This window comes from Pseudomonas fluorescens (assembly GCF_001623525.1).
In the GTDB taxonomy this organism is placed as follows: domain Bacteria; phylum Pseudomonadota; class Gammaproteobacteria; order Pseudomonadales; family Pseudomonadaceae; genus Aquipseudomonas; species Aquipseudomonas fluorescens_Q.
Window position 1 is genome coordinate 6,078,516 of the sequence record NZ_CP015225.1, and the last position, 25,817, is coordinate 6,104,332.

23 protein-coding genes are annotated in these 25,817 nt (G+C 61.0%); 10 read left to right on the top strand and 13 right to left on the bottom strand.

What is annotated here, in order from left to right; translation table 11 throughout:
* Positions 1-97 precede the first annotated feature (97 nt).
* Positions 98-2,650 (top strand): helix-turn-helix transcriptional regulator, encoded by a 2,553-nt coding sequence (locus TK06_RS26385; RefSeq protein WP_063324436.1) that lies wholly within the window; start codon positions 98-100, stop codon positions 2,648-2,650.
* A 131-nt stretch (positions 2,651-2,781) separates the two neighbouring features.
* Positions 2,782-3,483 (top strand): hypothetical protein, encoded by a 702-nt coding sequence (locus TK06_RS26390; RefSeq protein WP_063324437.1) that lies wholly within the window; start codon positions 2,782-2,784, stop codon positions 3,481-3,483.
* Here the strand turns inward: TK06_RS26390 and TK06_RS26395 are convergent.
* A complete protein-coding gene (locus TK06_RS26395; protein WP_063324438.1) occupies positions 3,448-4,269 on the bottom strand; it encodes an IclR family transcriptional regulator in 822 nt (273 codons plus the stop codon). The genes TK06_RS26390 and TK06_RS26395 overlap by 36 nt on opposite strands.
* 151 nt (positions 4,270-4,420) lie before the next feature.
* Here TK06_RS26395 and hmgA point away from each other — a divergent pair, with 151 nt between their 5' ends.
* Genes hmgA through maiA form a run of 3 tightly spaced genes read left to right on the top strand, consistent with a single transcriptional unit; the run spans position 4,421 to position 7,679 of the window.
* Positions 4,421-5,725: a homogentisate 1,2-dioxygenase gene (hmgA, locus tag TK06_RS26400; protein WP_063324439.1), complete on the top strand. Its 1,305-nt coding sequence runs from the start codon at positions 4,421-4,423 to the stop codon at positions 5,723-5,725.
* A gap of 3 nt (positions 5,726-5,728) precedes the next feature.
* A complete protein-coding gene (fahA, locus tag TK06_RS26405) occupies positions 5,729-7,033 on the top strand; it encodes a fumarylacetoacetase (protein WP_063324440.1) in 1,305 nt (434 codons plus the stop codon).
* A gap of 10 nt (positions 7,034-7,043) precedes the next feature.
* Positions 7,044-7,679 (top strand): maleylacetoacetate isomerase, encoded by a 636-nt coding sequence (gene maiA / locus TK06_RS26410; protein WP_063324441.1) that lies wholly within the window; start codon positions 7,044-7,046, stop codon positions 7,677-7,679.
* A 162-nt stretch (positions 7,680-7,841) separates the two neighbouring features.
* Here maiA and TK06_RS26415 read toward each other — a convergent pair whose 3' ends face one another.
* A complete protein-coding gene (locus TK06_RS26415) occupies positions 7,842-8,645 on the bottom strand; it encodes a SirB1 family protein (RefSeq protein ID WP_063324442.1) in 804 nt (267 codons plus the stop codon).
* Positions 8,646-8,832: 187 nt separating this feature from the next.
* Between TK06_RS26415 and TK06_RS26420 the strand changes: the two genes are divergently transcribed.
* Positions 8,833-9,852, top strand: a complete 1,020-nt coding sequence (locus tag TK06_RS26420) for a Glu/Leu/Phe/Val dehydrogenase family protein (protein WP_003205422.1) — start codon at positions 8,833-8,835, stop codon at positions 9,850-9,852.
* A gap of 259 nt (positions 9,853-10,111) precedes the next feature.
* Here TK06_RS26420 and glyA read toward each other — a convergent pair whose 3' ends face one another.
* From glyA to TK06_RS26445, 5 genes are all read right to left on the bottom strand, one after another.
* Entirely contained in the window at positions 10,112-11,350 is a 1,239-nt protein-coding gene (glyA, locus tag TK06_RS26425; RefSeq protein ID WP_063324443.1) for a serine hydroxymethyltransferase, read from the bottom strand.
* A gap of 11 nt (positions 11,351-11,361) precedes the next feature.
* A complete protein-coding gene (thrC, locus tag TK06_RS26430; protein WP_063324444.1) occupies positions 11,362-12,615 on the bottom strand; it encodes a threonine synthase in 1,254 nt (417 codons plus the stop codon).
* A 93-nt stretch (positions 12,616-12,708) separates the two neighbouring features.
* Positions 12,709-13,140 carry a Rid family detoxifying hydrolase gene (locus TK06_RS26435; protein ID WP_003205417.1) on the bottom strand — a complete coding sequence of 144 codons (432 nt, stop codon included), beginning with the start codon at positions 13,138-13,140 and terminating at the stop codon, positions 12,709-12,711.
* Between the two features lie 30 nt (positions 13,141-13,170).
* Positions 13,171-14,343: an NAD(P)/FAD-dependent oxidoreductase gene (locus TK06_RS26440; protein WP_063324445.1), complete on the bottom strand. Its 1,173-nt coding sequence runs from the start codon at positions 14,341-14,343 to the stop codon at positions 13,171-13,173.
* A complete protein-coding gene (locus TK06_RS26445) occupies positions 14,340-15,545 on the bottom strand; it encodes a benzoate/H(+) symporter BenE family transporter (RefSeq protein ID WP_063324446.1) in 1,206 nt (401 codons plus the stop codon). Before TK06_RS26445 ends, TK06_RS26440 begins: the two co-directional genes overlap by 4 nt.
* A 342-nt stretch (positions 15,546-15,887) precedes the next feature.
* Between TK06_RS26445 and TK06_RS26450 the strand changes: the two genes are divergently transcribed.
* Positions 15,888-17,279, top strand: coding sequence for a PLP-dependent aminotransferase family protein (locus tag TK06_RS26450; RefSeq protein WP_058543599.1), 1,392 nt, complete (start codon positions 15,888-15,890; stop codon positions 17,277-17,279).
* A gap of 74 nt (positions 17,280-17,353) precedes the next feature.
* On the opposite strand, the gene TK06_RS26455 is transcribed toward TK06_RS26450, so the two are convergent.
* Positions 17,354-17,614 (bottom strand): YebG family protein, encoded by a 261-nt coding sequence (locus TK06_RS26455; RefSeq protein ID WP_063324447.1) that lies wholly within the window; start codon positions 17,612-17,614, stop codon positions 17,354-17,356.
* Positions 17,615-17,929: 315 nt separating this feature from the next.
* Between TK06_RS26455 and TK06_RS26460 the strand changes: the two genes are divergently transcribed.
* Positions 17,930-18,430, top strand: a complete 501-nt coding sequence (locus TK06_RS26460; RefSeq protein WP_063324448.1) for a phosphate-starvation-inducible protein PsiE — start codon at positions 17,930-17,932, stop codon at positions 18,428-18,430.
* Here the strand turns inward: TK06_RS26460 and TK06_RS26465 are convergent.
* Positions 18,427-18,744: a DUF3509 domain-containing protein gene (locus tag TK06_RS26465; RefSeq protein ID WP_063324449.1), complete on the bottom strand. Its 318-nt coding sequence runs from the start codon at positions 18,742-18,744 to the stop codon at positions 18,427-18,429. The genes TK06_RS26460 and TK06_RS26465 overlap by 4 nt on opposite strands.
* Before the next feature lie 506 nt (positions 18,745-19,250).
* Here TK06_RS26465 and TK06_RS26470 point away from each other — a divergent pair.
* Positions 19,251-19,661, top strand: coding sequence for an HPF/RaiA family ribosome-associated protein (locus tag TK06_RS26470; protein WP_063324450.1), 411 nt, complete (start codon positions 19,251-19,253; stop codon positions 19,659-19,661).
* A gap of 81 nt (positions 19,662-19,742) precedes the next feature.
* Here TK06_RS26470 and fecA read toward each other — a convergent pair whose 3' ends face one another.
* The 4 genes from fecA to TK06_RS26490 all read right to left on the bottom strand — a co-directional run bounded on the left by fecA (position 19,743) and on the right by TK06_RS26490 (position 24,641).
* Positions 19,743-22,082 (bottom strand): TonB-dependent Fe(3+) dicitrate receptor FecA, encoded by a 2,340-nt coding sequence (gene fecA, locus TK06_RS26475; RefSeq protein ID WP_063324451.1) that lies wholly within the window; start codon positions 22,080-22,082, stop codon positions 19,743-19,745.
* Positions 22,083-22,191: 109 nt separating this feature from the next.
* On the bottom strand, positions 22,192-23,151 hold the full coding sequence (locus TK06_RS26480; RefSeq protein WP_063324452.1) for a FecR domain-containing protein: 960 nt from the start codon (positions 23,149-23,151) through the stop codon (positions 22,192-22,194).
* Entirely contained in the window at positions 23,148-23,636 is a 489-nt protein-coding gene (locus tag TK06_RS26485) for a sigma-70 family RNA polymerase sigma factor (protein ID WP_063324453.1), read from the bottom strand. The genes TK06_RS26480 and TK06_RS26485 overlap by 4 nt, the downstream gene beginning before the upstream one ends.
* A gap of 129 nt (positions 23,637-23,765) precedes the next feature.
* A complete protein-coding gene (locus TK06_RS26490; protein ID WP_063324454.1) occupies positions 23,766-24,641 on the bottom strand; it encodes a helix-turn-helix domain-containing protein in 876 nt (291 codons plus the stop codon).
* A 136-nt stretch (positions 24,642-24,777) separates the two neighbouring features.
* Here TK06_RS26490 and TK06_RS26495 point away from each other — a divergent pair, with 136 nt between their 5' ends.
* Positions 24,778-25,680, top strand: coding sequence for a DMT family transporter (locus tag TK06_RS26495; RefSeq protein ID WP_063324455.1), 903 nt, complete (start codon positions 24,778-24,780; stop codon positions 25,678-25,680).
* Positions 25,681-25,817: the final 137 nt, after the last annotated feature.

Genomic DNA, 25,817 nt, shown 5'->3' on the forward strand with positions numbered 1-25,817 from the left:
TTTTTTTATGGGCGCCAATCAGCGCGCTGAATACTTCTCCAAAGCTCGGCGACACAGGACTAGGGTGGTGAAATAACAATAAACAGGATCACCCCACATGACCGCCATGACCCCGTGTCCGGACCGTCCAGGATTGTTGCCTCGCCTGTCCTCGACGCACGTGCCGCGGCGGTCCCTGAGTGAGTCTTTGCTGACGTCCGAAGCGCGGGTAAAACTGCTTTGCGCGCCAGCGGGCAGTGGCAAGAGTGCGTTGTTCGCCGAGTGCTTCCTGCAGGCTCCCGCCGGGTGTCGGTTGCATTGGTTGCCATTGGGAGGCGCGGCGTTGAGCGCGGTGCAACTGTGCGAGCGCCTGGCCCAGGCCCTCGGGTTGCCGATGCTTGATGAAGCGGGACTGCTGGCCCACCTGGCGCGTTTGCAGACACCCACGTGGTTGTTCCTGGATGACTACTGCCGGGTGCCGAATCCCGAACTGGACCAGTTGCTCGACCGTCTGTTGAACACCAGCAGTCCGGCGTTGCACCTGTGGCTCAATAGCCGCCGCCGTCCCCAATGCAACTGGCCGCGGCTGTTGCTCGATGACGAACTGCACGAGTTCGATGCGCAGGCGTTGTTCTTCACCCCGGACGATGTCCTGCCATTGCTGCGTCATCTGCCCGGCCCCCAGGCTGCCCGCACTGCCCGCGAGGTGATTCAACGTAGTGGCGGCTGGTGTGCCGGGGTGCGCATCACGCTGCTGGAACGTTGCGATTGGGCGCGCAAACATGCAACGCCCGGACGGCCGGGGACCTTGGTCGACTATCTGGAGTACGAACTGTTCAGCGCGCTGACTCCAGACCTGGCGCAGGCCTGGCATGTGCTGGCGCATCTACCGCGCTTCAATGCCCGGCTATGCGAGCATCTGTTCGGCGACACCGTGGGCGTGCAATGCCTGCCCTTGTTGCTGGACCTGGGGTGTTTCATCGAACCATGGGAGCAGACGTCGGACTGGTTGCAGATTTTTCCGGCGCTGGCCCGGCTGGTACGTGAAGAGCCCTGGCCGCAGGGGCGTTCCTGGCATCGACGGGCCTGCCAGTGGTTTGCTGCCGAGCAGGACTGGCAAATGGCGTTCGAGCAAGCCATGTTGGCCGAGGAGTTCGAGACTGCTGTGAGTTTCTTGCAGCATTTGAGCTTCGAGCACGTCTTGCAGCGTCGCAACGTGGTGCTGTTGCTGGGCCTGCACGATCAACAAGGTGAAGCGCTGACCCTCTGTACGCCGCAATCGGTGGGGTTGCTCACCGCTGCGCTGTTGTTCGCCGGACGCTTCAACCAGGCGTCGACATGCATTGAGCAGTTGGCCAGGTTCATGCCGCAGCCTTCGGCCTGCCGGCAGCGACAGCTGCTGGCCAGGTGGCAGGTCTTGCAAGGCTGGTTGCTGCACCTCTCGGGCGATGGCGAACAGGCGCGCGAGCACTTTCTCCAGGCCCAGGCCAGCCTGGACCCCGAGGCCTGGGCCCAACGGTTGCTGTGCCTGGGTGGGCTGACGCAGCAGGCGCTGCTTGAAGGCGAACTGGCTTCCGCGCATCGGATCAACCGCCAGGCGCTGTGCCTGGCGCGCGCACAGGGTTCGCTGGTGTTCGAAGGATTGCTGGAACTGGACCACGCCCAAGTCCTGGAGCAACGTGGCGCGCCTCATCGGGCCGATCATCTGCTGGCCGCTGTCCAGGCGCTGCTGGATAAACCAGGCCAGGACTTTTCCCCGTTGTTGGGGCGTATTGCCCTGCGGCGCGGGCGCCTGGCATTGCGCATGGGGTTTGAAGAGCGCGCCGCCGAGCAGTTTCAAGCGGGTCTGGAAACGGGCCTGCACAGCCTGGACAAACAGGTGCTCTACGGATTTCTCGGCAAGGCCAGCCTGGCTGCCAACCAGGGCGATTATGGCGAGGCCTTCATGCAACTGCGCGATGCCGAGCGGATCATGCAGCAGCGGCACATCCCCGACACCGTTTACCGTGGCGTGTTATTGCAAACCAGCTGTCAGTTCTGGTTGCAACAGGGGCGGGCGGAATTGGCCCATGAAGCCTTGACCCGCGTCTTGCGCCACTTTCGTGGGCCGCAGGCCAAGCACGCGCCTCCCGCGACGCTGGAATTGATTGCGCGACTTGAATACCTGCTGGTGCTGGCCGAGGTCTACCTGCAACGGGCACAGGAGCCGCAGGCGTGCCTGCAAGCCATGATCACCCGGGCACAGCAGAGTGAAATGCACAGCCTGGAGACCGAACTGCATCTGGTGTTGACGGAGGTTGTCTGGTTGTCCGGCGATCGCTCCCAGGCCCGGACACTCCTGCAAGAAGGGCTCAAGCGAGTCACGTGCTGGCGGGCCCAGCAAGCCTTGTGCGAGCTGCGCTTGCGCCAGCCCGAGCTGGGCCACTGGACGCAATCGGCAGCGCCCATCGAACCATCAACGACTGGCGCCGAAGATACGTTACTCAGTCACCGAGAGCTTGAAGTTCTGCAATTGATTGCACAAGGTCATTCCAATCAACAAATTGCCGAGCAACTGTTCATATCGTTGCACACGGTAAAAACCCATGCGCGTCGCATACATAGCAAGTTGGGGGTGCAGCGGCGTACTCAAGCAGTTGCGAAGGCTAAAGTCATGGGGGTGATGGATTAGATTGAAAACAACTCCCGAAGGTCTTTACGCACGCTTACATTTGTCTTTTTACAGTATGGGGTTTGTCTGATGTATAACTAAGCCTGCGGATCGAACAGGAAGTTCGGTCTATGACATGACAAGGATGTCTTATGAATACCAAGTTGTTTTCTTCTTACTCTGAAAAACTGCTCGCACTGAAGAATACCCGTGTGGATTTTGCCGTGCAGGTGTTGTTGGGGCGCTATTTGGAAGCGCTGGGTGTCAATCCGTTCAGCAGTTATCTGAATACATTGGCAGACTTTCCGAATCCCGAAGTTGGCTCGTCCGAAACCCTGTTCGATGAAGCATTGGCCTGGGTTGAAAAGCAGCGGGTGCCCATCTACAAACAAGGCGTCAGTAACGTGTTCAACAAGCGTTATTCTTTTGCCGTTGAAGACCGTGTCAGGACGCTGGATTTGATCGCGTTCGAAAAAATCGTTTCGGATATCGTCACCCAACTGACTGAAAAACCTGCAATGGATTTATCCTGGCGTTCCATCAAGCCTTTGTCCGTTGAGGATGTTCATGGTGCATTGAAACTGCACTTGCCCGGAGTCGATCTGGATAAAGTCTACGTCACCGGTTTTGTAACCCATGGCGCTGGTGAGCGCGTGGTGTCTTCTTCTGAACCGCTGATCGACTATCTACTGGGGCATTTCGACAATAATGAGATTCCCTACCACTCCAAAGGCGATCACCAAGCTATTTACATGGTGCCCTTCAGTGGGGATGACCGCCATCTCCATCCGCGACTGGCCCCCGCTCACCTTAATGATCTAATGATCAAGATTGTCCCGGATTTCCTGGGCTGATTCCGAACTCGCTTCATAGCCCATTCGCCAACTCACGGCCTGGGTCGCTGCCAGCAGGCGTTGCGCCGCCGGGCCGTTCTCGTCGGCATGGAACAGCGAGGCCGGGCCAACGATGGTCATGACCGCCGTCACTTGGCCGACGGCATTGAATACCGGGGCGGACAAGGCATCCACCCCCGGCATCAGCAAGCCATGCACATGGTGCAGGCCGCGGCTGCGAATCTGCTCGCATAACACGGCATAAGCGCGGTCGTCGGCGAGGGCGTGGTGCTCGGTGCCTTGTACTTCCTGTTCGCGCAAGCCGATGGTCTCGCGCTCCGGCAGATAAGCGCTGAATACCAGCCCCGTGGACGAACTGAGCAGTGGCAATACCGAGCCCAGTTGCGTTACCACGGTCACGGCCCGCACGGCGGGTTCGATGCGCACCACGGTCGCGCCATGGTTGCCCCACACCGCCAGGAAGCAGGTTTCGTTCAAGTCGTCGCGCAATTCGGCCAGGGGCAGGGCGGCCACTTGCAGCACGTCCATGCCGTTGAGCGCTGCCAGGCCTACGCGCAAGGCCTCGCGGCCCAGGCCATAGTGGTTGGTGGCGGCGTTCTGCTCGGCAAACCCGCTGGCGATCAAGGCTTGCAGATACCGATGAACCTTGCTCGCCGGCATTTGCACGTGTTCGGCCAGCCGCGACAGCGACGTGGAGGGCGACAGTTCGGCCAGGGCCTTGAGGATGTCGGTGCCGACTTCGGCCGAGCGGACTTTCTGTTTACCGTTGCTGAGCGGGGTTTCCATGGAGGCGCTGGGTCCTGAGGCGAATGGGCGTCTTTATAGCTTGACGGTCGCCGTCGAGCAAATTACGTTATGCGTAATTGAATTACGATAAAAACAACCCGGTACGCCTCAACCACTCTGTTGAGTGACGGGCCGCATTCCTGGAGGCTCCATGAACCTCGTTTCCCCCGCGTCGGACCTGGCTTACCAATCAGGCTTCGGCAATGAATTTGCCAGCGAAGCCTTGCCCGGCGCCTTGCCCGTCGGCCAGAACTCGCCGCAGAAAGTCCCATACGGTCTCTATGCCGAGTTGTTCTCCGGTACGGCGTTCACCATGGCTCGCAGCGAAGCGCGGCGTACCTGGATGTATCGCATCCGACCGTCGGCCAATCATCCGGCCTTCACCAGGCTCGAACGGCAACTGGCGGGTGGCCCATTGGGCGAGGTCACGCCCAATCGCCTGCGTTGGAACCCGCTGGAGATCCCCGCCGAGCCCACCGATTTCATCGACGGCCTGGTGTGCATGGCGGCTAATGCCGGTGCGGACAAACCGGCCGGCATCAGCCTTTATCAGTACCAGGCCAACCGTTCCATGGAGCGGGTATTTTTCAATGCCGACGGTGAATGGTTGATCGTGCCGCAACTGGGACGGCTGCGGATCACCACCGAGTTGGGTGTGCTGGAACTGGCACCGCTGGAAATCGTCGTGCTGCCCCGGGGCCTGAAATTTCGCATTGAACTGCTCGACCCGCAGGCCCGTGGTTATCTTGCCGAAAACCATGGCGCACCGCTGCGCCTGCCGGATCTCGGGCCCATCGGCAGCAATGGCCTGGCGAACCCACGGGACTTCCTGACACCGGTCGCCCATTACGAGAACCTCGCGCAACCCACCTCGCTGGTGCAGAAATTCCTCGGTGAGTTATGGGGTTGCGAGCTGGACCATTCGCCCCTCGACGTGGTGGCCTGGCACGGCAACAACGTGCCGTATAAATATGATCTGCGCCGCTTCAACACCATCGGCACGGTCAGCTTCGATCATCCGGACCCATCGATTTTCACCGTGTTGACCTCGCCCACCAGCGTCCACGGCCTGGCCAACCTCGATTTCGTGATTTTCCCGCCTCGCTGGATGGTGGCAGAGAACACCTTCCGTCCACCATGGTTCCACCGCAACCTGATGAACGAATTCATGGGCCTGATCCAGGGTGCCTACGATGCCAAGGCCGAAGGTTTCCTGCCGGGTGGCGCGTCCTTGCACAGCTGCATGAGTGCCCATGGCCCGGACGGCGAGACCTGTACCAAGGCGATCAACGCTGAACTGCAGCCGGTGAAAATCGACAACACCATGGCCTTCATGTTCGAGACCAGCCAGGTGCTGCGCCCAAGCCGTTTCGCCCTGGACTGCCCGCAATTGCAAACCGACTACGATGCATGTTGGGCCTCGCTGCCTGTCACGTTCGACCCGACCCGGAGATAACCCATGACTCAACTTTCCCCTGCCCGTAGCTGGGTCGCCTGTGCCAACGGCCATGCGGACTTCCCGTTGCAGAACCTGCCCTTGGGTATCTTCAGTGTCGATGGTGGTGCCCTGCGCAGCGGCGTGGCGATTGGCGAGCGGATTTTCGATCTGCAGGCGGCGCTGCACGCGGGCTTGTTTGACGGCGCTGCACGCCAAGCTGTCGAAGCCATGGCCGACGGCCAGTTGAATGGGTTTTTCGACCTGGGCCGAGGCGCCCGGGTTGCCCTGCGTGAGCGACTGCTGGAACTGCTGCGCGAGGACAGCCCCCTGCGGGGCGAGGTCGAAGCCCAGGGCGCGAAACTGCTGCTCCTCGCTGCCGACTGCCAGATGCACCTGCCGGCCAGGATCAACGACTACACCGACTTCTACGTCGGTATCGAGCACGCGCAGAATGTCGGCAAGCTGTTCCGCCCCGACAATCCGTTGCTGCCCAACTACAAATACGTCCCCATCGGTTACCACGGTCGCGCCTCGACCATTCGCCCGTCCGGCACCGACGTGCGCCGCCCCAAGGGCCAGACCCTGCCGGCCGGCCAGACCGAGCCGACGTTCGGCCCGTGTGCACGGCTGGACTATGAGCTGGAGCTAGGCATCTGGATCGGCAAGGGCAATGCCTTGGGCGAACCGATCCCCATCGGCGATGCCGCCGAGCATATTGGCGGGTTCTGCCTGCTCAACGACTGGTCGGCCCGGGATATCCAGGCCTGGGAATACCAGCCTTTGGGACCGTTTCTGTCGAAGAGTTTCCTGACCAGTATTTCGCCATGGGTGGTAACGGCTGAAGCCCTGGAACCGTTCCGTCGTCCGCAACCGGCACGCCCGCAAGGCGATCCGCAACCGCTGCCGTATTTGCTGGACAAGCGTGACCAGGCCGGTGGTGCCTTCGACATCGAATTGGAAGTCCTGTTGCTGACCGAGGCCATGGGCGAGCAAAACCTGCCGGCCCAGCGCCTGACCCTGAGCAACACCCAGTATATGTACTGGACCGTGGCGCAAATGGTCGCGCATCACAGCGTCAACGGTTGTCAGTTGCAGGCCGGCGACCTGTTTGGCTCGGGCACCTTGTCGGGCCCTGAAAACCATCAATTCGGCAGCCTGCTGGAAATCACCGAAGGCGGTAAAAAACCGATCGAATTGGCGTCTGGCGAAGTGCGCCGATTCCTCGAGGACGGTGACGAAATCATCTTGCGGGCCCGTTGCCGCCGCGAGGGCTTCGCGTCCATCGGCTTCGGCGAGTGCCGGGGCAAGATCCTGCCGGCGAGTTGAGGGGCAGGGCATGGAGCTCTACACCTACTACCGCTCCACCTCGTCCTATCGGGTGCGCATTGCGTTGGCGCTCAAGGGGCTGGATTACCAGGCCTTGCCCGTCAACTTGATCGCTGCGCCTGGGGGCGAGCATCGCCAGCCGGCCTATCTGGCGATCAACCCCCAGGGCCGGGTACCGGCGTTGCGTACCGATGAGGGCGCGCTGCTGGTGCAATCGCCCGCCATCATCGAATACTTGGAGGAACGCTATCCACAGGTGCCGCTGCTCAGCGCCGACCTGACGGTGCGCGCCCATGAGCGTGGCGTCGCCGCGCTGATCGGTTGCGATATTCACCCCCTGCACAACGTCAGCGTGCTCAACAAATTGCGGCAGTGGGGCCACGATGAAACGCAGGTGACGGAGTGGATCGGGCACTGGATCAGCCAGGGATTGGCGGCCGTGGAGCAGTTGATGGGTGACGACGGTTATTGCTTCGGTGCAGCGCCGGGGCTGGCGGATGTGTACCTGATCCCGCAGTTGTACGCGGCTGAGCGGTTCAATGTGTCTTTGCAGGCGTATCCACGGATTCGTCGGGTCGCGGCATTGGCGGCTGGGCATCCGGCGTTCCAACAGGCGCACCCGGCGAATCAGCCGGATACCCCCTGAGGGCCCGCACGGGTCTGAAGGCCAGGTGATCTTGTGGCGAGGGAGCTTGCTCCCGCTCGGTTGCGCAGCAACCGCCGAAAAGCTTGGGGCCGCTTCGCGTCCCAGCGGGAGCAAGCTCCCTCGCCACAGGGCCGTCATCGCTCCTGAACAAAGTCCACCGGTTCAATGCACCACAGAATTCGGCGGCAAATGCCCCAGCCGCTCCGTCAGTCGGATTCGCTGGATCGGATCGTCGCTGAGCATCAGGGCGTGCTCCAGGTCGAAGCGTTCGGCGTTGGGGCAATCGAGTCGCTGGTACAGGCTGGCGCGGGCCAGGTAGTCGGCGGCGCTGGCGTTTCCCAGTTCCAGTACCCGTTCGGCGTCGATCAAGGCGGCGATGTAATCGTCGTTCGCCAGATGCAGTTGACGCAGGTTGCGCGACAGGCGCTGCAGCATCTGCATCGGCTCGGCATTGACCAGGTGTTCAGCCTTGAGCTGCATGTTCGCGCCGTATTGGCGCTGTAGCAGTTCCCGACAGTCATTGGGGTACAACCGACGGCCGCCGCACGGATCGAGCAGGTGATCGGCGCCGGGTACCTTCAACAGGAAATGCCCGGGGAAATTGACACCGACCATCGGAATTTCCAGGCCTCGGGCCAGTTCCAGAGCAATCAGCCCGAGAGCCAGGGGCTGCCCGCGTTTGCGTGCCAGGACTTTGTCCAGCAACGCCGCTCGTGGTCGCAGAGGCGTGAAGTCGTCCTGGGCGAAGCCCAAGTCATTGAGCCGTCGCAGCAAGGGCTGGCCCAGTTCGCTGACAGGCAGCATCGGCAGGCCATGGCTGACCCGCTGTTGCAGCTCCTTGAAATCCTTCAGCAAGGCCGGTACGTCGACCTCGCGATCATGTTCGGCGGCGATCCACAGCGCCGCTTCGAACAGCGCCGGTGGGGAGCGGTGCAGACAATCAAAAAAGGCTTGGCGCGGTTTCATCGAACTCTCCGGGCTACGCTCCCGTTTTAGCCCTGCCGTGGATTTTCGTCCAGTCTCGGACAGAGGCTATGACAGGTTATGCCGAAAAAGACTGAGCACCGTGGCGACTTATTCCTGCGTGCTCCAGCAAATTTCGACTGCGCGCCTATACTGGCGAAACAAACAAAAGTGATTCGGGAGCCTTTCGATGTTTGCTCTCATGCAAAGCTCCCGCCTTGAATCGCTGCACCTAAGCGTAGACCCGGCAACCGGGTTGAAGGCGGTGATTGCCATTCATTGCAGTCGTCCGGGGCCCGCCCTGGGGGGTTGTCGTTATCTTGCCTACCCCGACGACGAAAGTGCCGTGGCTGATGCCGTACGCCTGGCCCAAGGCATGAGTTACAAGGCGGCGCTGGCCGGCTTGCCGGTGGGGGGCGGGGTGGCGGTGATCATGCGCCCCGCCCATGTCGAGAGTCGGGCAGCGTTGTTCGAAGCCTTTGGTCGTTGTATCGAGCAGTTGGACGGTCGCTATATCACGGCCATCGACAGCGGCACGTCAGTGGCCGACATGGATTGCATCGCCCAGCAGACTCGCCATGTCACCAGCACCACCGCCTCGGGAGACCCTGCGCCCCACGCGGCGATGGGGGTTTTTGCCGGTATCCGTGCCACCGCCATGGCCCGCCTGGGCAGCGATAACCTCGAAAGCCTGCGGGTGGCGATCCAGGGCCTGGGCAACGTCGGTTATGCCCTGGCCGAACAACTGCACGCCGCAGGTGCCGAGCTGCTGGTCAGTGACATTGACCCAGGCAAGGTGCAATTGGCGATGGAGCAACTCGGCGCCCATCCGATCGCCAACGACGCGCTGCTCAGCACGCCCTGCGACATCCTTGCTCCTTGCGGGCTGGGTGGGGTGCTCAACAGCCAAAGCGTGGCACAACTGCGCTGCTCGGCCGTTGCCGGCTCGGCCCATAATCAGTTGAGCAACCTGCAAGTGGCCGACCAGTTGGAAAGACGTGGAATCCTCTATGCGCCGGACTATGTGATCAACTCTGGTGGCCTGATCTACGTCGCCCTGAAGCATCGCGGCGAAGAGCTGTCGACGATCACCGCGCATTTGTCGAAGATCGGTGCCCGGCTTACGGAAGTCTTTGCCCACGCCCAGGCGGAGAAGCGCTCACCGGCCCGGGTGGCCGATGAGCTGGCGGAGCGTTTGTTGTACCGCTGAAAAGCCAATTGTGGGAGCGAGCTCTCACAGGTTTTTCTGGTGCTCACAGACTGACTATTCCCGCCAACAAAACACCACCCCTGTGGCGAGGGAGCTTGCTCCCGCTCGGCGGCGCAGCCGTCGTAAAACCGGCTGACGCGGTCTGCCTGAACGGTCGCAGTGATCCAATGGGGCCGCTTCGCAGCCCAGCGGGAGCAAGCTCCCTCGCCACGGTTTGTGCTCGCCTCTATTGCATTGCGCTTAACCGACGGGTGTTGGCTTACCTCAACAGATACACCGGAAAGCATTCGCACAAATGCATCACTCGACGCCGGGTGTTGTCCAGGCGTGCTGCGTTGTCCGGCTGTTCCAGCAGGTCGGCGATCAAGTTCGCGACTTCGGCACATTCCGCTTCACCAAAGCCACGGGTGGTCAGCGCCGGCGTGCCGATGCGAATGCCGCTGGTGATGGCCGGTTTCTGCGGATCGTTGGGGATCGCGTTTTTGTTCAAGGTGATATGGGCGCTTTCCAGCAACGCTTCGGCGTCTTTGCCGGTTATGTTCATCGAGCGCAGATCGAGCAGGAACATGTGGCAATCGGTACCGCCGGACACCACCCGCAAGCCGCGTCGGGTCAGGACGTCGGCCATGACGCGGGCGTTGTCGATCACCCGCTGCTGGTAATGCTTGAACCCGTCGCCCAAGGCTTCGTTGAACGCCACGGCCTTGGCGGCGATGACGTGCATCAGCGGGCCGCCCTGGTACACCGGGAAAATCGTCTTGTCGAGCAGGGCTCCATATTGCGCCTTGGCCAGAATCAGGCCGCCGCGCGGGCCGCGCAAGGTCTTGTGGGTGGTGGAGGTGATGAAGTCGGCGATGCCAACCGGCGACGGATAGACGCCCGCGGCGATCAAGCCGGCGTAGTGCGCCATGTCCACCATCAGGTAGGCACCGATTTCATCGCAGATCTTGCGAAAGCGCTGGAAGTCGATGGTCCGCGAATAGGCCGAGGCCCCGGCGATGATCATCTTCGGCCGGTGTTCCCTGGCCAGGGCTTCCATTTCTTCGTAGTCGAGGGTTTCGGTTTCCGTGTCCAGGCCATAGGAAAATGCCCGGTAGATCTTGCCGGAAAAATTCACCGAGGCGCCGTGGGTCAGGTGGCCGCCATGGGCCAGGGACATGCCCAGGATGGTATCGCCGGGTTCAAGTACCGCCAGGAAAACCGCCTGGTTGGCTTGGGAGCCGGAGTGCGGCTGCACGTTGACGTATTCGCAGTTGAACAGCTTGCGAGCGCGTTCGATGGCCAGGTTCTCGATTTCATCGACGACCTTGCAGCCGCCGTAGTAACGCTTGCCCGGATAGCCTTCGGCGTATTTGTTGGTGAGCACGGAACCCTGGGCCTGGAGCACTTCCTCGCTGACATAGTTTTCCGAAGCGATCAGCTCCAGGTGGGTTTCCTGGCGGTTGCGCTCGCGGTCGATCAGGCGGGCAAGGGTGGGGTCGAAATTTTGCAGGCTCATGGTGCGATTCCCTAGATAAGCGCCTCGGCCAGCGGCGCAGTCACGTGATGCGGCAACACCCGTGGCTGGCTTTTGGTCGAGTCGGATAGAAAAATGGAGGTGTCTTTCAAACCGCTGCCGGTGATCAGGATCACGGCGGTTTGCGGTGTGTCGGGGTGTATTTCGGCGTACTTGAGCAGACCGGCGAAGGCACTGGCGGCGCCGGCTTCTGGAAACACGCCGGTGCTGGCGGCCAATCTCGAGGCGGCGGCGACAATGCTCGGATCACTGACACAGATGAACTCACCGCCGCTGGCGGTGACCGCACGCATGGCCTTGAGGCGATCACGCGGCAGCGCCACATTGATGCTGCTGGCCAGGCTGGTGGGGGGGCGGCGCTCGGTTTTCTGCATCGAGCGGTCGTTGCGCCAGGCGCGGTACATGAAGTTGCTGTGCTCGGCCTGCACGCCGATCAGGCGTGGGATGCGTTCGATCCAGCCCAATTGCAGCAAGTCGAAAAAGCCTTTGTAGACCGAGCCCAGGATGCAGCCGTTGCCGACGGGCACGAACACCAGGTCCGGCACTTGCCAGTTGAGTTGTTCGCACATCTCGAAGGCGACGGTCTTCTTGCCTTCGCTCATGTACGAGTTGATCCCGGTGGTGCGATTGTACCAGCCGTGCTCTTGGCAGGCGTTGAGACATTGTTCGAAGGCTTCGTCATATTGCCCGTCGACCAGCACGATCTCGGCGCCGTAGCCCTGCATCTGCGCGAGCTTTTCGCGGGGCGCGCTCTTGGGCAGGTAGATGACGTTGTGCAAGCCCAGGCTGGCGCTCATCCCGGCCAATGCCGAAGCGGCATTGCCGGTGCTGGCCACTGCCACGGTGCGTGCACCGGATTGCAGGGCGTGGGCCACCGCCAGGGCGCTGGCGCGATCCTTCAACGACCCGGTCGGTTGCCGCGATTCGTCTTTTACGAAGACTTTGATCCGGGCGCCCTTGCCGAGCAATTCCGGGCGCGAGTACAGCGGCGTGTTGCCCACCAGTAACGGTGGAATGAACTGCGTCGAGCTCAACGGCATCAAGCGGTCATAGCGCCACATGCCACGGGCGTGGTCATGGGCCAGGCTGTCCCGGGACCATTCGCGCTTGAGTGCCGGGTAATCGTAAAGCGCGTCCAGGGCACCATCGACTTTGCAATGAGGGCAGTAATAGCTGACCTCATGGGGCTGGTAGCTTCGATCGCAAACCAGGCACTGCAATACATACTCTCTGTACGAATTTTTCATGTCACCCTCCGAAAGTACGCTGTGCTGGTGCTTTCCTTGCCAACGTCGGTCCAGCTCACCAGACCGACGGGCACTCCGCTGACAGAAGGTGTTTCAGATCACCATGATGGCGTCGATGGCAACCAGGGTGTTGCGTGCCAGTGCACTGGCGCCCGCGGTGGTGCGGGCCGGGTAGGGCTTGGTGAAGTACTCTTCCATGACGCGGTTGAGGGTCGGGAACTCACTCAAGTCAGTGATGAACGCCGTGACCTTGACCACGTTCGCCAGGGTGCCACCTGCCGCTTCGGCCATTTGCACCAGGTTGTCGAGGGTCTGGCGCAGTTGGCCTTCGAAATCCTTGGCCAGCACTTCGTTGTTCAGCGCCGAGACCGGGGTCTGTGCCGACAGGTAGATGGTCTGCCCGTGGCTGACCTTGATGCCCTGGGAATAGGTACCCAGCGGCAATGGCGCCTTGTCGGTGAAAATGACGTTCTCTTCGCCCAGGAAAGGTTTGGCGGCGGGCTGGATTTGAGCGGTGGTTTGCATAGTGACGTTCCTTGTTAAGTGGGATGGGGGTTAGTGCAAATCGGCAACCTGCTTGACGGCCTGGCTGGAAAATTCCTCATCGCGGCAACGGGCCGGGGAAAAATGCTGATAGTTGAGCTGCAGCGCCGCCAGGTCGTCCGGCATGGCGATGCCCAGCGCCGCATGGCTGCACAGGCGTGCAATGGCGGGCGCAGCCTGGATGCCGTAGCCACCGAGGGCGGCGAGCCAGATAAAACTCTCTTGCTGTGGGTCCTGGCCGAGCACCGGCGAGCGGTCGGCGACGAAGGTTCGCAGGCCCGCCCATTTGTTGATGATCGAACGCGGACGCAGGCGCGTGGTGTTTTGCAGGCGATCCATGGTGATGGCCAGGTCAAGCTCTTCCGGCAGTGCGTCGCAGGGCAACGAAGGGCTTTCATCGCAGGGGGAGACGATCAGCCGCCCGGCTTCAGGCTTGATGAAAATGTCCTCGTCGACCGTGCCCAGGTAGGGCGTGTGGTGCACGTCGCACTGTGGATCGACCGCCAGTACGGTGCGCCGCAATGGTCGGACACCAACCTTGGGCACGCCGCAGCGCTCGGCGAATTCATCGGCCCAGGCACCGGCGGCGTTGACCACGACGGCTGCTTGCAATTGCTGGCCGTCCTGGGTGTGCAAGCGCCAGTGCCCGTCGCGATGTTCGCCACGCAGCACTTCGGTCTCGCGCTTGATCACGCCGCCGCGGGCCCGCAGCCCACCGAGGTAGGCGCCGTGGATGCCATGCACATCCAGATCGAAGGCGCTGGGCTCGTAGATCCCGGCGCTCCAGGCGCCTTCGGCGAGGTAGGGGACCAGCTCCTGCACTTGCTTGTCGTCGAGCAGCTCGGCCGTGGGCACTTGCCCCAGGACGGCGCTGAAACGCGCTTTGAGTTTGTCCACCCGTGCCGCCTGGGCCACGATCAGCGCGCCCCGGGGCGACCATAGCGGATGCTCGGCCAGGCCCTCGGGCGGGTTCTCGAAAAAGCGCCGGGATGCGCAGGTCAGTGAGCGGATCTGTTGGTTGCCGTAGCTTTCCATCGAGATCGCGGCTGAACGCCCCGTGGTGTGATAGGCCAGTTGCTGTTCCTGTTCGAGCAGGCAGACGCTGCCATGGGCTGCCAACTCATAAGCGGCAGACACGCCGGCGATGCCGCCACCCACCACAATGAAGTCGTAACGAGTGGTCATGGTCGGCTGCCCTCGGCAATAACGGCGGCTTTGCGTTCGCGGGTGTAGGTCAGCACGAAGTGCGCCACGAGGCCGAAGATCAAGCCCCAGAACGCGGCGGCCAGGCCGAGGAAACTCATGCCCGAAGCCGTTACCAGGAAGGTGATCAGTGCCGCTTCGCGTTGTTTCTCGTCAGCCATGGCGCCGGTCAGCCCGGCACTGATCGCGCCGAACAAGGCGAGACCGGCGAGGGAAGCGATCAATTCTTTTGGCAGTGCGGAGAACACCGAGGCCAGGGTGGCGCCAAAGGTCCCCATCAGAATGTAGAACACCCCGCAGGCGATCCCGGCCATGTAGCGTTTGTCGCGGTCTTCGTGGGCTTCGCGGCCGGTGCAGATCGCTGCGGTAATGGCCGCCAGGTTCAAACCGTGGGAACCGAACGGGGCCATCAGGATCGAGCCAATCGCGGTGACCGAAATGATCGAGCGTGCTGGCGTGTTGTAGCCCGAGGTGCGCAATACCGCCATGCCTGGCACGTACTGGCCGGTCAAGGTCACCAGCGCCAGTGGCAGGCCGATGTTGATGATTGCATGCCAGTTCCATTCAGGGGCGATGAAGACCGGTTGGGCCACGGCGATGGTGATCGAGGTGCTGTTGAGTTCGCCGAACGAGGCGGCCACCGCGCAACCGACGATCAGCACCGACAGGATCGCGTAGCGTGGCGAAAAGCGCTTGAAGATCAGGTACGCCGCGATCATCGCCAACACCAGCGCCGGCTGCAGTTTGATCGACGTAAACAGCTCGGCGCCGAAGCGGAACAGGATCCCGGCGAGCATGGCGGCGGCAATGGCCTTGGGCAGGCGGCTCATCAGTTTGTCGAACGCACCGGACAGGCCGACCAACGCGATGATCATCGACGCCACCACATAGGCACCGATGGCCTGGGGCAGGGTCACGGTGGGCAGCATCGACACCAGTAACGCTGCACCCGGTGTCGACCAAGCGGTAATGACCGGAACACGCAGGCGCCAGCTCAGGAACAAGCCGGTAATCCCGCTGCCAATGGAAATGGCCCAGATCCATGAAGACACCACGTCATTGGGCAGGTGCGCTTCCTTGGCTGCCTGGAACACGATGATAAGTGGGCCTGCGTAGGAAATGATCACGGCGATGAAGCCCGCGATGATCGCCGACAGAGATAGATCCTTTCTGAATGTGTCCATGATGTCTCGACTTGGCGCGACAGGAGCGCGCAGTGAATGATTGAGTCGATTGCTTCGATTCGAGATCAGTGTATTTGAATGAATTGAGTTGATTCAATAGGGGGCGGGATTGTTACGAGATATTTTTCTGCCATGACAGGCTATTTTTGCGATTTTTATGAGTTAACTATTTGATTTTAAATAATATTATTTCTAATAAATTTTTCTTCATGTCGCATTGAAAAACGATTCAATAATCGTATCAATCGATTCAATGTGTCGATTGTGTCGAATTATTAGTTGCCTAACCTCCATGTGATATGCTCGGATATTCATCATTTCTACGATGGGCAGTGATCATTCATGTGGGTTCCCCAGCTAAGCGAGTTCAGCCAACCGATGTATTTGTCGATTGCCGATGCGTTGGCGCGCGATATCAACAACGGCGTGCTGAACGAGGGCGATCGCCTGCCGACCTTGCGGGAGTTGGCCACCACCTTGAATGTCACGCCGGGCACCATCAGTCGGGCCTATAGCGAGGCCCATCGGCGTCGGTTGGTGCAGGGGGAGGTGGGGCGTGGCACTTACGTGCTCAACCAGAAGCAGCTGGAGCTGCCGGCCAGCAACAGTGCCGCCGCGCCGCTGAACCTGGGGCAATCCGAGCTGCTCGATCTTTCGATCATCAAGCCCTACAGCGAAACCCTGGAGTACTGGTTGCGTGGCGCCCTGGTGGGCATGGCCAAGAGCACCGATTTCGCTCGCGCACTGGATTACGCGCCGGATGGCGGTCACCCGGCGCATCGCGAGGCGGGGGCGCAATGGTTGCGTCATTCATTGCCCGACGCGCAATGGCAGCAAGTGGTGATTACGGCAGGGGCCCAGCATGGCTTGATGGTGGCGATGAGCGCCCTGACCAACGCCGGTGACCTAGTGCTCTGCGAAGCGCTTTGCTACCCGGGCATCATTTCCCTGGCCCACGGTCTTGAGCGTCGCCTGCGTGGCGTGCCAATGGATGACGAAGGCATCATTCCCGAAGCGTTGCGCGAACTGTGTCTGCGAGAGAAGCCGGCGATGCTGGTCTGCGTGGCGACCTGCCAGAATCCGACGGCGGCGATCATGTCGCAGAAGCGTCGGGCCCAGATCGCCGCGCTTGCCGAGGAATTCGACTTCATCATCCTGGACGATGATATCTATGGCTTCCTGGCCACCGATCCGTCGATCAAGCCACTGTCGGCCTTTGCGCCGGACCGTTCGGTGTACCTGACCAGCCTGTCGAAATCGGTCATGCCGGCGCTTCGCGTCGGTTATATCTACAGCCCGCCGAAACTGCTGTCGCGCCTGACCTCGATGGTGCGCAGCAGCGTCTGGATGCCGTCGCCATTGACCGCGCAGTTGGCCAGCAATGTGATTACCGAAGGCCTGGACAAGAAACTGATTCGCATCCAGCGCAACGAGGCGGCGGGGCGACAAGCGATCGCCCGGGAAATCTTTGCCAATTTCGAGCTCAAGACCCAGCCATATTCCTATCACGTCTGGTTGACGCTGCCGGAGCCATGGACCAGCGATGAGTTCACCATGCTCGCCCGGGCCAACGGCGTATTGGTGCTCAGCGGCACCCAGTTCCAGGCTGAGCGCTCAGGCACCACTCGCTGTGTACGGCTGGTGTTGATGTCCCCCACCAGCCAGGACGAACTGCGTTTCGCCCTGACCAAGCTGGCGAGCCTGATCGATTCGGATCCGCGCCGTTATTACTAGAAAGATCGCAGCCTTCGGCAGCTCCCGCACGGTGTATTCCCTGTGGGAGCTGCCGAAGGCTGCGATCTTTTTAGTTACTCGTTCGACGGATTGAGCAGTTCGGACAAGGCGTCCGGCTGGCTCTTGAACGCCTTGGCGAACACATCACGATTCTTCGCCATGTAGATCCCGGCTTCCTCGACCTGTTGCTCGCTCAGCGATGGAACGGCTTTTTGCAACACTTCTGCCAGTAATTCGGCGAGTTCCAGCATTTTGTCATGACGGTCAGCTTCGGCTTTATCCATGAACAAGCGCTCCAGATCTCGGCTGCTGCGGTATACCACTTCGACGGCCATTCACCACCTCACATGCCTTCACATTGGTTGTCTTTGTGACTACTGTATTTATATACAGGCAAAAGAATAAGCGAATCCTGTTGCTTTGGATAGTGGCTTTTTAATGTAGACCGGTTTCGGCATGTGAGGGCAAAGCTTGTGGGAGCAAAGCTGGTGTGGGAGCTTGCTCGCGATACGGCGAATGAAGCTCCCAAAAGTGCCGGATACCAGCCTATCGCCATCTCACCTTCAGTCGCTGGCCTTTTTTCTGCATGCAGAACAACCGTCACGTCCAACCCGCATCATCCGGTCGAGTCGACCTAAGGAAACTACATCGTGAAAATCAACTGGGCCGAGACCCTGCGCCAGAACGTCCATCAACTGGCCGAGTCCCTGGGGAACCTGTTCGTCGAGACCTTCCATTACCTGGCCCTGTTCGCCATTGGTGCGGTGACCGCGTGGGCGGCGGTGATGGAATTCTTGCAGATGATCGAAGCAGGACACATCAAGATCGATGACATCCTGCTGCTGTTCATCTACCTGGAATTGGGGGCGATGGTCGGGATCTACTTCAAGACCAACCACATGCCGGTGCGGTTTTTGATCTACGTGGCGATCACGGCGCTGACGCGGCTGCTGATTTCCAACGTTTCCCATCACAGCCCGCCAGACCTGGGGATCATCTACTTGTGCGGTGGCATCCTGCTGCTGGCGTTTGCGATCCTGGTGGTGCGCTACGCTTCGTCGCAGTTCCCCTCGGTGAAGATCGAGCACCCGCACCGCAAGGTCGGCGCGGGTTCCAGCGAACATGCCGAGGTGGAGAAAGGAGAAATCTAGATCCCGGCGGCAGAGGGCGCCGGCCCCTGTGCGTGCGGTGGTGGCAGCTTGATGCTGTCACCGCCGGTCATGGCTTCGAGGATGGCCACGGCGCTGTGGCCCTGCTCAATGGCGATGCCGAACTGAATGCTTTGCACCAGGCGCTTGAGGCGCTCCGGGTCGTTGCGCTGCAGGGCGCTGATCATGCGTTTGGCGACGATGCGCCCGCTCTTGGACAGGGTCAGCATGATGCTGCCGTCCAGGCCCTGAATGCTCAGGTTGATTTGATAATGCGGCGCAAAGGCGTCGGTAATGATCTGAAAAGGGTTGTCCATGATGCGTCACCGCCTGATTGAACGTGCAGTTGTTGACCGGCCATGATCGGGATTAGTTCGCAACGCCGGACCACCGGCCATTCCATGATCGTGTTCAGCTCAAGATTCCAGGGGCCAGGCAGGCCTCAGGATCAAAAGATCGCAGCCTGCGACAGCTCCTACAGGGAGTTAGCAAGTGGCATGCCGGAAAAACTGTCGGACAATGATCACGGAGCCTGGGCGCCGAACGCTCTGGAATGCGGCTGTGGTCGCTGCCCGTTTCGGGGCAATAACGCGCGGATGTTCGCTGACGGTGCAGGTGGGGAGGCGATTTACGGTGGGTAGGCAGGGCGGGGCAACTCCCGACATTAACAGCGCTTTTGCCTGTTGTCTGGCTTTATTTGCGTATGAATATTTATCTTTTTTTAGGGTTGAATTGTTCTTCCGCCAGCCCGACTCTGTATTCAAGGGGCCGTTGCATCAACGTCGACGGCCCCCGGCGAGCTAGCTGAAATAAGGGATGAACTATGCAAATCCAAGTCAATAGCGATAACCATATTCAAAGCAGCATCCGACTGGAGGAGTGGGTACGTACTACCATCGAAAGCACGCTCGAACGTTATGAAGAGGACCTGACACGGGTCGAGGTTCATTTGCGGGACGAGAACGGCGACAAGCCGGGTCCCCATGACCTGCGTTGCCAGCTTGAAGCACGGCCGAAGGGCCATCAGCCGATTTCCGTGACGCACAAGGCCGAATCGCTGGAACTGGCGATCGAAGGCGCGGCCGCCAAACTTGAAAATGCCCTGGAGCATTTGTTCGGCAAACTGCGCGGCAAGCGCGCCGCCGTTGAGAAGCCGAGTGAATCCGTAGCCTTGGCCGATGCGATGCTGGAAGAGGAATTCCTGGAAAACGAACGCGCCGCGCTTCACGGCTGAAACCTCGTTCACTTCACGTACCGAAAAACGGGCCTGCAATCGCAGGCCCGTCTTGTTTCAGCGGTTCACCGTAGCCCCGAATCAAAACGCCACGGACGTCTGCACATACACCGTGCGCGGTTCCCCCACGTACTTGCCTCGGTTGTTGTCGTCGAACGAGCGGGTGAAGTATTGGGTATTGAAGATGTTCTTCACGCCCACCGCCACGTTCAGGTCCGACAGTTGCGGGCCGAAATCATAGGCAGCGCGGCTGCTGAACAGCATGTAGCCGGGGATATTGCCGGTACTGCCGTCGGCGCTTTCAGCCCGGGTGTTGGCGTTGTCGGCAAACTGCGCGCTCTGATAGGTGCTGTCCAGGTTCAGCTTCCACGGCCCGTCTGTATAACCCACGCCCAGTGTGCCTTTGTGCTTCGAAGAGAATGGCACGCGGTTGCCTTTGTTCGGTCCGTCTTCACGAATGGTGGCATCGACGAAGGCATACGTGGCATACACGTCGAAACCGGCCAGTGCAGGGCTCAGGACATCAAGGGCGTAGTTGATGCTGGTTTCGATGCCTTGGTGGCGAGTCTCGCCTCGGGCGATCACCGAATCGTTGGTCTGATTGCTTTCATACTGGTTGTCGAAGTTGATCAGGAACGCGCCGATCTCCGCCCGCAGGTTGCCATCGTCATAGCGGGTGCCAAGCTCCCAGGTGCGGGCCTTTTCCGGTTTCACTTCGCCGCTGCTGACACGGTTGGGCATCTGGCTGTACTGCACACTGCCGAACGAGCCTTCGGTGTTGGCATACAGATTCCACTCATCGGTCAGGTGATACAGCACGTTCAATGCCGGCAAGGCCGTGTTGTAGTCGCCCTTGTACTTCACATTCGTCAGGTTGTTGGTCTGCTGGGATTCGATCATTTCGTAGCGAACACCCGGCGTGATGGTCCATTTTCCGATGTCGATCCGGTCATCGATGAAAAATGCATTGGCCTCGGTGCCCCCGCGCGTATCACGGTCGTTGCGGCTGGAGGTTGTCGGCAATTCGTTGCTGGCGATCGGCGTGCGGTATCGCAGTTCGTGGCCGGCCTCGTTGATGTAGCGATAGCCGATGCCAACCTCGTGGCTGGTCGGGCCGAGGTCGAAACCCTGGGCGAAACGGGTTTCCAGGCCGCGTACCCAATATTCACGGGGTGACAGGGACAGGAAGGTGCCTTGGTCCAGGTAGCCGCTGCGCAAGGTCTTGGTGAAGAACGTGCTGGCGGTGAATTCCCGGCGGTCCTGTTGGTAGCGGTAGCCGACATTGACCAGGGTGCGACGGCCCCAGAAACGGTCGTTCGGACGCGTGGATTGATAGGGGTCGGCATTGTAGTCGGCCACATTCAGGCCGCCGGGCATGTCGGCCTCGCCTTCGTAATACTGGGCCATGGCATTGAAACTGTTGGCCTCGTCCAACTGGTAGTTGCCCTTGAGGATCAGGTCATCGATTTGTGTGTCGCTGTGTTCGCGCCAGTCGCCGCCGCGGGTGCCGGAATACAGCAGGGCACCGCCCAAGCCGTTGTCGGCGGTGCCGCCGGCCAGCAGATTGGAGGAGGTCTTGAAGCCGTCATGGCTGGAGGACGGGCTCGTCTCGGTCTGCAAGCCCCCTTTTACCGTGGGTGCATCGGGAATCGCCCGCGTCACGAAGTTGACCACGCCGCCGACGTTTTGCGGGCCGTAGCGCACTGCGCCGCCGCCGCGCACGACATCTACCGCGTCCATGTTACCCATGCTGACCGGCGCGAACGATAGCTGCGGTTGGCCGTAAGGTGCGAAAGGCACCGGGATGCCGTCCATCAGCACCGTGGAGCGTGAAGCCAGGCGAGGGTTGAGCCCGCGAATACCGAAGTTCAGCGCCATGTCATGGCTACCAGTGCCATTGTTTTCCGGTGCATTGACGCCGGGAATGCGATTGAGCACATCCCGCGCCTGCGTCGCACCCTGGCGTTCGAACGTTTCACGGCGGATAACGTCACGGGCGCCGGGGTGTTCGAAGACATTGGCCTGCGCGGCGTCGCCGAGCCAGTCTCCGACCACGGTGGTGGTGCCGATGTCCAGCGCGGTGGTGGTGGCCGGCTGCAGGCTGAAGGCATTATCTCCCTCGGGCCGGGCTTGCAGGCCTGTGCCTTCGAGCAGCGCACTGAGCCCTTGCTCTGGGCTGTAGCTGCCTTCCAGGCCACGACTCTGCAGACCAGCGGTCGTCTGCGAGCCGAAGGAAATCAACACCCCGGCCTCCCGCCCGAACTGATTGAGGGCATTTTCCAGTGACGACGGCGCGATGTGATAGGCCTTGGCATCTGCAGCCTGTACGCAAGGCAGTGCGACGAAACTCAAGCTGGCCCCCAGGAGCCATTGACGCACGGTACGGGCGAGCGGGGTGAGGCGGGTAGGTTGCTGCGGCATGGATGAGGATCCCGAGAAGGTTGTATCGAAGTGGCTTTCCTTCTCTGTCACCCGAGTCCGGGAAAACGGCTCACGGTTGCGTGTTTTTTTCTGGCAAGACGATCATGGTTCAAGCGCGAGCCTCGACCGAGACCCAATAGCGAGTAAAGCGGCGTACGTTTACCGGCAGGCTGACCTCCAGCAGATCGAGGATTCGTTCGCTGTTGTCCAGCGGATAAGTTCCGGAGATCAACAGGTTGGCGACCGCCTCGTCGCAGCGCAATTGGCCGCGGCGATACCGGCCGAGTTCGTCGAGAAAGTCCGCCAGGCGCATGTGCGCAGCTATCAGCATGCCTTCCGTCCAGGCACCGCTGTTGGCATCCAGCGCCGTGGCGGGCCCGGCGCCGTTGATGCCAAGGCTCAGTTGCCGTGATGTGCCCAGCAACGAAGACGGGCCGTTTCGGCTGCGAATGTCCACCTCGCCGTCAAACACCGCCACTTGGGTGTGTTCCGGATATTCACGTACGTTGAACCGGGCGTTGCGGCTTTCCAGCCGGCCATGGGCGGTCAGTACGTACAGGGGCCTGGGGTCCCGGGCCGCAGTCAACAACAGTTCACCCTCCAGCAGGCGGATCAAGCGACGCTGAGCGTCGAAGCGAACGTCGACCGCGCTGCCGCTGTTGAGCTGCAACTGGCTGCCGTCATCCAGCATCAGGCGACGCCGTTCGCCCACCGGGCTGCGGAAATCGGCCATCAAGGGTGGCAGCCATTGGCGCTCACGCAGGCCCCAGGCCAACGTTGAGCCGGCCCCCAGTACCAGCAACGTCTTGAGTGCCCGCCGCCGCATGGCGGACTTCGGTGCATTGAGGGCCGCATGGGCTAACGCAGGGGATACGCTACGCAGCCGTTGATTGACCCGTTGGATATGTTCCCAGGCGCGGCGATGTTCGCTATGGGCATCGAGCCATTGCTCCCAGGCTTGCTGCTGGCGGGTGTCGAGTGGACCTTGCTGTATTTCCAGGAGCCAGTGCACGGCCTGCTCGGCGACTTGGGTGCTGACGTCAGGTGCGCCATTGATCGACGGGGTCATAAAGCAAAGTAGCAGCGCATCGCTGCCTTGTTCAGATGGCGCTTGACCGTTGCCAGGGAAATCCCCAGTTCACGGGCGATTTCGTTGTAGGTCAGGCCATCGACCTGGGCCAGCAGAAACGCCTGCTTGACCGCTCGCGGCAACCCATCGAGCAGTTGATCCAGTTCCGTCAGGGTTTGCAGGATGATTGCCCGTTCTTCCTCCGACGGCGCCACCTGCTCCGGCAGTTGGGCGAGGGTGTCGAGGTAGGCGCGCTCCAGGTCCTGGCGGCGGTAATGGTTGAACAGTACGCGCTTGGCAATAGTCGTAAGGAACGCGCGGGGTTCCAGGATAGGCTGCGGATCGCGCGTCGTCAGTACGCGCATGAACGTGTCCTGCGTCAGGTCGGCGGCACTGTCGGGGCAGCCGAGTTTTCTTCGCAACCAGCTGTTGAGCCAACTGTGATGGGCGTTGTAGAGCACTTCGACGGTGTGTGCAGGCGGCAACGAGGAACATCCCGACAGCGCTGAGCTGTGCTAGAGAACAAGAATTGTTCGCATTGTAGGGGCGCGGCAGTAGCTACGGCAATCGGGATCAGTGCCTGGTTGTTTCATTTGACCGGAGCGCGGTGGTGCCTAGCGCAAGAATGCCTGTCGATATTCCCCGGGGCTTGCCCCCAAGGTCTGGCGAAAACGATTGGTGAAGTGGCTGGCGCTGGCAAATCCGCAGGCCAGCGCCACGTCGCCCAGTGGTTGTGAGGTGGTGCGCAGCAAATGCCGCGCGCAGGTCAAGCGTCTGGCCAGCACATATTGATGAGGAGGCAGCCCGAAGCTTTCGCGGAACATTCGCGCGAAGTGGTATTCGGACAACGCACACAACGCCGCCAATTGGCCGAGGCTGATGGCATCGGCCAAGTGGCTGTCGACGTAATCCACCAGCAACCGCCGCTGATGAGCGGCCAGGCCGCCTTTGAGGCGAAGTCCCTGGCGCTGGCCGACCTGGCTGAGCAGCAAGTGGTTGAGCAGGTCATGGGCCAGGCTGGTGGTCAACAGGCGTTCCCCGGGTTCGTCCCAGTTCAGCGCGATCAACTGGCGAAAGCGATGCGCCTGTCGCGGGTCGTCGAGGAATGTCTCCTCGTGCAATTGCACCTGCCGCGGTTCGCGGTCCAGTAGCGTGATGCACCCAAGGGCGAATTGTTCAGCGCTGAAATACAGATGGGCGAGGCGAATGTCGCCGTTGATGACCCAGGCCGATTCATGCCCGGCCGGCAGGATGCAGAGTTTGTCCGGTGCCCCCGTGGTGTCGGGCCGCTCGCGGCGAAACGTACCGGTGCCGCCAGCGATGTAGCACGACAGCGTATGGTGCGTTGGCGCCTCGTAGTCCCGGGCGTCGTGGTGGTTGCTCCACAAAGCGGCCGCCATGCCGTCTCCGAGCTCGGCGCTGTGCTCCAGGCGAGCATTGGGTGAGCTGTTGAGGGCTTGAAAGACTTGTAGGGTTTGCAGTGTGGACATGATCGGTTCTCCAACGCTTGCATCCTACTCTGTCGGTCGATCCGTGCCAGCCTGTCAGCCGACAAAACCGCAAGTTTACGCAAGCGCCGGGTCAATGGCAGCGGGACACTGAGCGTCATTGTCAGGAGCCGTCACCATGAACCTCTCGTTGTACCTGCTTACCGTGCTCATCTGGGGCACCACCTGGATTGCCCTGAAATTGCAGTTGGGCGTCGTCGCCATTCCCGTGTCGATTGTCTATCGCTTCGGCCTTGCAGCCCTGATCCTGTTTGCGATGCTCTTGCTCAGCCGGCGCTTGCAGGTGATGAATCGGCGCGGCCATTTGATTTGCGTTGCCCAGGGCCTGTGTCTGTTCTGCATTAATTTCATGTGCTTCCTGACTGCCAGCCAGTGGATTCCCAGCGGGTTGGTCGCTGTGGTGTTTTCCACCGCCACGCTCTGGAACGCCCTCAATGCCCGCGTGTTCTTCGGTCAGCGGATTGCCCGTAACGTGCTGTTGGGGGGCGGCCTGGGGCTTTCGGGGCTGGCCTTGCTGTTCTGGCCGGAACTGGCCGGCCACAGCGCAAGCCCGCAAACGGTGCTCGGTTTGGCACTGGCGCTGCTGGGGACGTTGTGTTTTTCGGCGGGCAACATGCTGTCGAGCCTGCAGCAGAAGGCGGGCCTCAAGCCGTTGACCACCAACGCCTGGGGCATGGCCTATGGCGCGGCGATGCTGGCGGTGTGGTGTGCGTTCAAAGGCATTCCGTTCGACATGGAATGGAACACGCGCTACATCGGCTCGCTGTTGTACTTGGTGATCCCAGGTTCGGTGATCGGCTTTACGGCCTATCTGACGCTGGTGGGACGCATGGGCCCGGAGCGAGCGGCGTATTGCACCGTGTTGTTCCCGGTGGTGGCGTTGAATGTCTCGGCGTTTGCCGAAGGGTATCAGTGGACCGCGCCGGCGCTGGTCGGGTTGGTCCTGGTGATGCTGGGGAACGTGCTGGTGTTCCGCAAGCCGCGGCCGGTGGCGACGAATGTCGCGCTGGGTGCCCGCTGAGACAGAACGCCTGGCGATAACCCCGTGGCGAGGGAGCTTGCTCCCGCTGGGCTGCGCAGCAGCCCCCTGCGGTTTATCTGACGCTTTGCGGTGGTAGACAGACCTTGGGGTTGCTTCGCAACCCAGCGGGAGCAAGC

Excerpts from the sequence above, each read along its gene's own strand:
- TK06_RS26385 (WP_063324436.1), top strand. The coding sequence starts at position 98 with ATGACCGCCATGACCCCGTGTCCGGACCGTCCAGGATTGTTGCCTCGC.
- TK06_RS26390 (WP_063324437.1), top strand. The coding sequence starts at position 2,782 with ATGAATACCAAGTTGTTTTCTTCTTACTCTGAAAAACTGCTCGCACTG.
- TK06_RS26395 (WP_063324438.1), bottom strand. The coding sequence starts at position 4,269 with ATGGAAACCCCGCTCAGCAACGGTAAACAGAAAGTCCGCTCGGCCGAA.
- hmgA (WP_063324439.1), top strand. The coding sequence starts at position 4,421 with ATGAACCTCGTTTCCCCCGCGTCGGACCTGGCTTACCAATCAGGCTTC.
- fahA (WP_063324440.1), top strand. The coding sequence starts at position 5,729 with ATGACTCAACTTTCCCCTGCCCGTAGCTGGGTCGCCTGTGCCAACGGC.
- maiA (WP_063324441.1), top strand. The coding sequence starts at position 7,044 with ATGGAGCTCTACACCTACTACCGCTCCACCTCGTCCTATCGGGTGCGC.
- TK06_RS26415 (WP_063324442.1), bottom strand. The coding sequence starts at position 8,645 with ATGAAACCGCGCCAAGCCTTTTTTGATTGTCTGCACCGCTCCCCACCG.
- TK06_RS26420 (WP_003205422.1), top strand. The coding sequence starts at position 8,833 with ATGTTTGCTCTCATGCAAAGCTCCCGCCTTGAATCGCTGCACCTAAGC.
- glyA (WP_063324443.1), bottom strand. The coding sequence starts at position 11,350 with ATGAGCCTGCAAAATTTCGACCCCACCCTTGCCCGCCTGATCGACCGC.
- thrC (WP_063324444.1), bottom strand. The coding sequence starts at position 12,615 with ATGAAAAATTCGTACAGAGAGTATGTATTGCAGTGCCTGGTTTGCGAT.
- TK06_RS26435 (WP_003205417.1), bottom strand. The coding sequence starts at position 13,140 with ATGCAAACCACCGCTCAAATCCAGCCCGCCGCCAAACCTTTCCTGGGC.
- TK06_RS26440 (WP_063324445.1), bottom strand. The coding sequence starts at position 14,343 with ATGACCACTCGTTACGACTTCATTGTGGTGGGTGGCGGCATCGCCGGC.
- TK06_RS26445 (WP_063324446.1), bottom strand. The coding sequence starts at position 15,545 with ATGGACACATTCAGAAAGGATCTATCTCTGTCGGCGATCATCGCGGGC.
- TK06_RS26450 (WP_058543599.1), top strand. The coding sequence starts at position 15,888 with ATGTGGGTTCCCCAGCTAAGCGAGTTCAGCCAACCGATGTATTTGTCG.
- TK06_RS26455 (WP_063324447.1), bottom strand. The coding sequence starts at position 17,614 with ATGGCCGTCGAAGTGGTATACCGCAGCAGCCGAGATCTGGAGCGCTTG.
- TK06_RS26465 (WP_063324449.1), bottom strand. The coding sequence starts at position 18,744 with ATGGACAACCCTTTTCAGATCATTACCGACGCCTTTGCGCCGCATTAT.
- TK06_RS26470 (WP_063324450.1), top strand. The coding sequence starts at position 19,251 with ATGCAAATCCAAGTCAATAGCGATAACCATATTCAAAGCAGCATCCGA.
- fecA (WP_063324451.1), bottom strand. The coding sequence starts at position 22,082 with ATGCCGCAGCAACCTACCCGCCTCACCCCGCTCGCCCGTACCGTGCGT.
- TK06_RS26480 (WP_063324452.1), bottom strand. The coding sequence starts at position 23,151 with ATGACCCCGTCGATCAATGGCGCACCTGACGTCAGCACCCAAGTCGCC.
- TK06_RS26490 (WP_063324454.1), bottom strand. The coding sequence starts at position 24,641 with ATGTCCACACTGCAAACCCTACAAGTCTTTCAAGCCCTCAACAGCTCA.
- TK06_RS26495 (WP_063324455.1), top strand. The coding sequence starts at position 24,778 with ATGAACCTCTCGTTGTACCTGCTTACCGTGCTCATCTGGGGCACCACC.